1 protein-coding gene is annotated in these 358 nt (G+C 60.9%); it reads right to left on the bottom strand.

Annotated elements, in window-relative coordinates; translation table 11 throughout:
* Positions 1–358 (bottom strand): sodium:solute symporter family transporter (locus YA0848_RS35860; RefSeq protein ID WP_442967184.1); only part of this gene is annotated, 358 nt, incomplete at both ends.

Raw genomic sequence — 358 nt, 5'->3', positions numbered from 1 at the left:
TAACGTGCTTCATCACCATCAGCGCCATGAACGAGGCACCCGACAGCAACAGCACCGCCTTGATGATCTGCACCCATGTGGTCGCCAGCATGCCGCCGAACAGCACGTACAGGCACATCAGGATGCCTACCAGAATCACCGCCACATGGTAGTCCAGGCCGAACAGCAACTGGATCAGCTTGCCCGCCCCCACCATCTGCGCGATCAGGTAGAACGCCACCACCACCAGCGAACCGCAAGCCGACAGGCTGCGAATCTGGGTCTGGCCCAGGCGGTAGGACGCCACGTCAGCAAAGGTGTATTTACCCAGGTTACGCAGGCGCTCGGCGATCAGGAACAGAATGATCGGCCAGCCGCC

Origin of the sequence: Pseudomonas sp. S4_EA_1b (assembly GCF_016307435.1) — a bacterium.
GTDB lineage: Bacteria > Pseudomonadota > Gammaproteobacteria > Pseudomonadales > Pseudomonadaceae > Aquipseudomonas > Aquipseudomonas rhodesiae.
The sequence above is the reverse complement of the archived record's forward strand: the minus strand, read 5'-3'. Positions and strand labels throughout refer to the sequence as shown.